We start from the raw sequence: 2,048 nt of genomic DNA, 5'->3' as shown, positions 1-2,048 counted from the left end.
TTAAAAATAGATAGACCACAAAAATATTCTAATATCGTTCCAGCTTTGTATGGATTTATTCCGCAGACCTATTGTGGTGATAAAGTGGCAGAGTTTGCAAGAGAAAAGGGTGCAACAAGCATTAAAGTGGGTGATGGGGATCCTTTAGATATTTGTGTGTTATCGTCGCATCATATACCTCATGGCGATATATTATTACAAGCTAAGCCAATTGGCGGATTTTGTTTTATTGACAAAGGTGAGGCCGACGATAAGATAATAGCAGTATTAACAGGCGACCAGATTTACGGCAACTTTAACGATATTTCTGAATTGCCTGGTGGTGTTATTGAAAAGCTAAAGCATTATTTTCTAACCTACAAAAATCTGCCAGGAGAACCTCAACATTGCGAAATAGCATATGAATATGGTAAACAAGGAGCTGGAGAAGTCATTAAAAAATCAATGGAAGATTACAGGGATTTGATTTTTAATCCACTAAAATAAAAAAAAGGAGCGAATGCTCCTTTTTTTATAGTATTTATCGTAAATATTATTTTTTGTATAAAACCTTTTTTACAGCGTCAATCGTCCTAGCCACGTTTGGCAAAGTAGCCTCAATTAGCGTAGGAGCGTAGTGTAAAGGAATATCCATGTTGTTAACTCTGATAACCGGAGCATCCAAATGGTCAAAAGCATATCGCTGCAAATGATAAGTTATTTCTGATGAAATAGCAGCCAATGGCCAAGCTTCTTCTACAACTACACATCTGTTGGTTTTCTTTACAGAATCTACAACTGTTTGATAATCAATAGGTCTTACTGTTCTAAGGTCTATCAATTCAACACTGATTCCATCTTTGGCAAGTTGCTCGATTGCTGGTAAAACCACTCTAGGAATCATTTTTCCAAACGATACAATCGTAACATCTTTTCCTTCCTGAATTATGTTGGCTTTCCCAATTGGCAATATATATTCGCCATCTGGAATCATTCCTTTGTCACCATACATTTGTTCAGACTCCATGAAAATAACGGGGTCATTGTCACGAATAGATGCTTTCAAAAGTCCTTTACATTCATATGGGCTAGATGGTACCACAACTTTAAGACCTGGCGTATTGGCAAACCAATTTTCGAAGTTTTGAGAGTGTTGAGCTCCTAATTGTCCAGCATTACCAGTTGGACCCCTAAACACGATTGGGCAAGAATATTGACCAGCAGACATGGCCATTATTTTGGCTGCACTGTTGATAATCTGATCTATAGCAACAAGTGAAAAGTTGAAAGTCATGAATTCAATAATCGGACGACAACCATTGATAGCAGCACCAACACCTATACCAGCAAAACCTAGTTCAGCAATTGGCGTGTCGATAACTCTTTTGGGTCCAAATTCATCCAACATTCCTTGACTGGCTTTGTAGGCTCCATTGTATTCAGCTACTTCTTCACCCATTAAGAATATTGTTTCATCACGACGCATTTCTTCTGACATCGCTTCCTTTACAGCATCTCTAAATTGAATTTCTCTCATTTTTGGCTTATAAATAATTTAATTTTGGGCAAAGACCCCAATTGCTTGACAAAAATAGTAAGCTATTGTCAATTTCCGAAATCTATTTGTAGAATTGCGTGATTTCATTTATTTATTTTTGTTCGGTGTAAGATTTTGGTGGTTAAAATAAACAATTTGATGTTTCCATAATAGAAATGATGAATTTGTAAATCCATTATAATTGTAAGGATTGCAATTTTTATGCGAGTGAGTATATGCAGACTGATGTGACCCTTTCAAGGTTTTTGTTTTGTTCTTTTTAATTCCGAAGGAATTTGATTTTTATAAAAAGAGAATTTTGATGTGAATGTACGACCCCTACAGGGTCGATTACTGACTATTCTGGTGGATTTTTATAAACATATGACCCCTTCGGGGTCGAATACTGACTAATTTGTTGGATTTATATAAGCATATGACCCCTTCTGGGTCGATTTCTTTACATCGGATTGTCTTATCATAAACATTTGACATTTTTTTCAAGGTCTTTTTTATATCACTTTGTCGATTC

At 35.9% G+C, this 2,048-nt stretch carries 2 protein-coding genes; one reads left to right on the top strand and one right to left on the bottom strand.

The genetic code is table 11. The features are described from left to right. A partial coding sequence (locus EGI24_RS14315; RefSeq protein WP_255049140.1) for an inorganic diphosphatase occupies nt 1-486 on the top strand: 486 nt, incomplete at its 5' end. A gap of 46 nt (nt 487-532) precedes the next feature. On the opposite strand, the gene EGI24_RS14310 is transcribed toward EGI24_RS14315, so the two are convergent. Then, nucleotides 533-1,516, bottom strand: coding sequence for a pyruvate dehydrogenase complex E1 component subunit beta (locus tag EGI24_RS14310; protein WP_255048067.1), 984 nt, complete (start codon nt 1,514-1,516; stop codon nt 533-535). Between the last annotated feature and the right edge of the window lie 532 nt (nt 1,517-2,048).

The organism is Lacihabitans sp. CS3-21 (assembly GCF_024343675.1).
Taxonomy (GTDB): domain Bacteria; phylum Bacteroidota; class Bacteroidia; order Cytophagales; family Spirosomataceae; genus Leadbetterella.
The sequence above is the reverse complement of the archived record's forward strand: the minus strand, read 5'-3'. Positions and strand labels throughout refer to the sequence as shown.

Excerpts from the sequence above, each read along its gene's own strand:
- EGI24_RS14310 (WP_255048067.1), bottom strand. The coding sequence starts at position 1,516 with ATGAGAGAAATTCAATTTAGAGATGCTGTAAAGGAAGCGATGTCAGAA.